The 4,687-nt window shown below is 73.4% G+C and carries 5 protein-coding genes; 4 read left to right on the top strand and 1 reads right to left on the bottom strand.

Annotated elements, in window-relative coordinates; all coding sequences use genetic code 11:
- The first annotated feature begins 205 nt into the window (after window positions 1–205).
- The 4 genes from JWR81_RS14880 to JWR81_RS14865 are packed head-to-tail and all read left to right on the top strand — an operon-like array spanning window position 206 to window position 4,422.
- Complete coding sequence (locus JWR81_RS14880) at window positions 206–709, top strand: MSMEG_0567/Sll0786 family nitrogen starvation N-acetyltransferase (RefSeq protein ID WP_297651831.1); 504 nt, start codon at window positions 206–208, stop codon at window positions 707–709.
- Window positions 710–737: 28 nt separating this feature from the next.
- Complete coding sequence (locus JWR81_RS14875; protein WP_297651828.1) at window positions 738–1,721, top strand: carbamate kinase; 984 nt, start codon at window positions 738–740, stop codon at window positions 1,719–1,721.
- Window positions 1,718–3,256: a protein FdrA gene (locus JWR81_RS14870; RefSeq protein WP_297651825.1), complete on the top strand. Its 1,539-nt coding sequence runs from the start codon at window positions 1,718–1,720 to the stop codon at window positions 3,254–3,256. Before JWR81_RS14875 ends, JWR81_RS14870 begins: the two co-directional genes overlap by 4 nt.
- Window positions 3,253–4,422, top strand: coding sequence for an MSMEG_0565 family glycosyltransferase (locus tag JWR81_RS14865; protein ID WP_297651822.1), 1,170 nt, complete (start codon window positions 3,253–3,255; stop codon window positions 4,420–4,422). The genes JWR81_RS14870 and JWR81_RS14865 overlap by 4 nt, the downstream gene beginning before the upstream one ends.
- A 3-nt stretch (window positions 4,423–4,425) precedes the next feature.
- Here the strand turns inward: JWR81_RS14865 and JWR81_RS14860 are convergent.
- Window positions 4,426–4,687: nitrile hydratase accessory protein (locus JWR81_RS14860; RefSeq protein WP_297651820.1), on the bottom strand; the 262-nt coding region annotated here is incomplete at its 5' end.

Genomic DNA, 4,687 nt, shown 5'->3' with positions numbered 1-4,687 from the left:
GCGCTCTACGGCATGCGTGAGACGGACCTGATCGAGGGCGTGCAGCCGATCCACCCGCTCGACGTCCTGGACTGCACCCTGACCGCGCGCCGTGAAGGCGCACTGGTCATGCAGACCTGGACGCTCTAGCGCCGACCCGGCCGAGCGGTGGGACAGGGGTAGCACGACCGCCCACCGCTCGGGACGGCCCACGTCCGGAGGCGCGGTGACCGAGATCGACGTGACCGCGCCTGTCGTGAGCTGCGGGATCGCGGCGGACGCTGTCGAGACAGCGGCCCATCACGCCGTGAGGCACGTGGTCTTCGTCCGCGAGCAGCGCGTTTTCGTCGACTCCGACCGCGATGCCCACGACGTCGCCGGCGGTACGTACAAGATCCTCGGCCTCTGTGCCGGGATCCCCGCCGGTGCTGTCCGGCTGTTCCCGCTCGACCCCGCCGATCCCCACGGCGAATGGCAGGGCGACCGACTCGCGGTGCTGCCGGAGTTCCGCAGCAAGCGGCTCGGCGGCCCCCTCACCCACTTCGCCGTGGCCACGGCCGCGGCCCACGGCGGTCGTCGCATGATCGCCCACGTCCAGGTGGCGAACCGCCTGTTCTTCCGTCGCATGGGATGGAACGAGCTGGGCGCGCCCGAGCTCTACCTCGGGCTTCCCCACGTCCTGATGGACATCGATCTGACGGCCGTCGACGTCACCGTCCGTCCGTCCTGAACCACCACCTCGTCAGAAAGGGCCCGCTGTGCCCAGGACCGTCGTCGTCGCCCTCGGGGGCAACGCGATCACCCGCCACGGACAGGCGGGCACCGCCGCCGAACAGGAGGAGAACGCCGACCGTCTGGCGGAAGCCGTGTGCTCGCTCCGCTCGGCGGGCTGGCAGGTCGTGATCGTCCACGGCAACGGCCCGCAGGTGGGTAACCTCGCCATCCAGCAGCAGGAGGCGTGCTCCCGCGTGCCTGCCCTGCCGCTGTCGTGGCTGGTCGCGATGACCGAGGGTCAGATGGGCTCGCTGCTGACTCTTGCACTGCACCGCGCCGGTGGCGGTGCGCTGCCGGGGGTGGTCTCGGTGGTGACCCACGTGGTCGTCGAGCAGGACGACCCGGCCTTCACCCGGCCCACCAAGCCGGTCGGCCCCTTCATGACCGCCGAGGAGGCGCAGCGCCTCGCCGACGAGCAGGGCTGGACCGTCGGCGAGGACGCCGGCCGCGGCTACCGGCGCCTCGTGGCCTCGCCCCGGCCCCAGCGGATCGTCGAGCTCGACGCGATCCGTGCGCTGGTGGACAACGGGTCGGTCGTGGTGGCCGCCGGCGGCGGCGGGGTGCCGGTGCTGGCCGACGGCACCACCTACCGCGGCGTCGCCGCCGTGATCGACAAGGACCTGGCGGCGCAGCGGCTGGCGAACGCAGTGGGCGCCGAGGCGCTCATGCTCGTCACCGACGTGCCCAGGGTGCTGCTCGACTACGGCACCGACCGGGCGAGGGAGATCACGGAGATGACGGCCGACGAGGCCCGGGCGCACGCCGCGGACGGTCAGTTCCCCGAGGGCAGCATGGGCCCGAAGATCCGGGCGGCCGTCGACTTCATCGAGGAGGGCGGGCGCACCGCCGTGATCACCGATGCTTCCCGGGCCTGTGCCTCGCTGGAGCCGGAACCCTCCGCCGGATCGGGGACGCGCATCATCGCCGCCCACACTGTCGACGCGAGCCACATCGGAGCAGCATCGTGATCCACGACGTCACCGTCTACCGCGACACCTACGTGGACTCGGTCGTCCAGCTGTCGGGGACGCGCTCGCTGCGGGCCGTCGACGGTGTCGACTGGGCGTCCGCCGCGATGGCGACACCCGGCAACCTGGAGACGCTCTCCGCGGAGGGCTTCGACCTCGCCCCACTCGACGGGGCCGGGGCCAACGACCTGTTCATCGCCATCCGGGCGGGCTCCGACGAGGTGGTCGGCGCAGCGCGCGAGGCAGGCGAGGCGGCGATGTTCGCCGCCCATGGTTCCGCGTCCGGCGGGTCACCCGCTGAGCAGCCTGCGCGGACGCTCGGCGAGGCCGTGGCGCGGCAGGAGGGCAGCAACGTCGCCGTGATCTCGGTGCCGGGGGACTATGCGGCGCTGGAGGCGCACAAGGCGTTGTCCGCCGGGCTGGACGTGCTGCTGTTCAGCGACAACGTGTCGATCGAGGACGAGATCGAGCTCAAGGACCGGGCCAACCGGCTCGGTCTGCTCGTGATGGGACCCGGGGCGGGCACGGCGATGCTCGGGCACACCTGCCTCGGGTTCGCCAACGTCGTCCGCCCGGGCCGGGTCGCGGTGGTGGCCGCCGCGGGCACCGGAGCCCAGGAGGCCGCCGCGCTGGCGGACCGGTGGGGGGTGGGCGTCTCCCACGTCATCGGGCTGGGGGGCCGCGACCTCACGGCGGCGGTGGGCGGCCGGATGGCGCTCGCCGCGGTGCGCGCGCTCGTCGCCGACGACGCCACGGACATCATCCTGCTGGTCTCCAAGCCGCCCGCCGTCGAGGTGGCGCACGCCGTGGTGGCCGCAGCGGCAGGGAAACCGCTGGTGGCGGCCCTGATCGGGATCCCGGAGGACTTCGACGCCCCCGACGGGGTGACCGTCACCAGGACGCTGCAGGCCGGTGCGGCCGCGGCCGTGACCGCGGCCGGGGGCCAGGTGCCCGACCTCACCGAGGGGCTCCTGGATCGGGTGCGCGAGCGCTCCGACGCGCTCGCCCCCGGACGCACGCTCGTGCGTGGCCTGTTCTCCGGCGGCACCCTCTGCTACGAGTCGCTGGTGATCCTGGCCGACGTGCTGGGGCCGGTGCACTCGAACACGCCGATCGCGAAGGAGCTCGGGCTCCCGGCGCCGGACGGCGCCCACACCTGCCTGGACCTCGGCGAGGAGGAGTACACGAAGGGCCGCCCGCACCCCATGATCGACCCGGAGGCGCGGATCGAGCTGCTGCGCGAGCAGGGTGGCTCCCCGGACGTCGCCGCGATCATCCTCGACGTCGTGCTCGGCCACGGCGCGCACCCGGACCCCTCCGCCGAGCTTGCCCCGGTCTGTCGCGACATCGTCGAGGCCGGCCCCGCCGTCGTGGTCTACGTGCTGGGGACCGACGGCGATCCGCAGGACCGCGCGAAGCAGCGGCGGGTGTTCGAGGAGGCCGGCTGCATCGTCACCGAGACCGCGGCGCAAGCGTCATTGGTGGCCGCGGCACTGGCCACACGCAAGCCCGAGCTCGCGGTGGGTGCCCTGTGAGGCCGCAGCGGGTCGCCGTCGTCACCCACTCCACCGCCCCCCGGGGGGGTTTCGTGCACGCGCTGAGCCTGGCCGAGGAGCTGCACCGCCAGGGCGTCGACGTCCATCTCGTGGCCCTCGGCGATCCGGCGGCGGGCCTGTTCCGGCCCACGACCGTGCCGCACACGGTCCTGCCCGGCCCCTCGAAGGCCGGCACCACGCTCACCGAGCGCGTGTTCGCGGCCATCGACACCCTGGCCGGCGGTCTGGCCGGCATGGCGGGCCGCTTCGACGTCGTGCACGCCCAGGACTGCATCGCGGCCCGTGCCGCGGTGCGCGTGCGCAACTCGGGCGTCCGGATCACCGTGGTGCGCACGGTGCACCACGTCGACGACTTCACCACCCAGGCGTTGGTGGACTGCCAGCGCGAGGCCGTGCTCGAGCCCGACGTGGTGCTCGTCGTCAGCGAGCAGTGGCGGCAGATCCTGCGCGACGAGTACGGACGCCGAGCCCTGGTCGTGCACAACGGGGTCGATCCGGAGCGACTGCCCGCACCGCCCGCACACGTCCGCGCCGAGATGCGGGCGCGCATCGGAGCGTCGGACGGGCGGTTCGTGTTCCTCGGGGTCGGCGGTGTCGAGCCGCGCAAGGGCAGCGTCCACGCCTTCCACGCGCTCGCCCGGCTCCGGCGTTCCGGGATCGACGCGATGCTCGCCGTGGTGGGCGGCCACTCGTTCCAGGACTACGCCGGCTACCGCGACGCCGCGCTCGCCGAGCTCCCCGAGCTGGGGCTGACACTCGGCCGGGACGTGGTGCTGCTCGGCACCGTGGACGAGGACGAGCTGGCCGGCTGGTACCACAGCGCCGACGCTTTGTGCTTCCCCTCGGTCAAGGAGGGTTGGGGGCTCGCGGTGCTGGAGGGCATGGCGGCCGGGCTGCCCGTCGTCGCGTCGGACCTGCCGGTGTTCGGCGAGTACCTCGTGGACGAGGAGAGTGCGCTGCTGCCCCCGGTGGCCGACGAGGTGGCGCTGAGCCGTGCGATGCGGTCCCTGGTGCTCGACGCAGGGCTGCGCGAGCGGCTGCGGGCCGGTGGACGGGCGGTGCTTCCCCGGTTCACCTGGGAAGCCACCGCCCGCCGGCACCGGGAGATCTACGCGGGCCTTGGCTCCGCCGCCGCGATGGTCTGACGGTCAGTGGCCGTGGCCGTCGTCGCGGTGGTCGTGCCCGGGCTCCCGCAGGTTCAGCTGCCGGGCCCGGGCGGTGATCTCGTCGGCGGACACGGTGCTGTCGGCGGCCAGGACGTCCTCCAGGGCGCCGAGCCAGTGTTGGTAGTAGTTCCAGCACTCGCCGGTGGGGTGGCTGGTCTCCCAGGCGGCGATCCGGGCGATCAGCGCGGTCTGGAACAGTGCCCAGGCGAAGGCGCCGGTGTCGTGGAGGGTGACGGCCATGCCG

Source organism: Pseudonocardia sp. (assembly GCF_025965585.1).
Lineage (GTDB): Bacteria > Actinomycetota > Actinomycetes > Mycobacteriales > Pseudonocardiaceae > Pseudonocardia.
The sequence above is the reverse complement of the archived record's forward strand: the minus strand, read 5'-3'. Positions and strand labels throughout refer to the sequence as shown.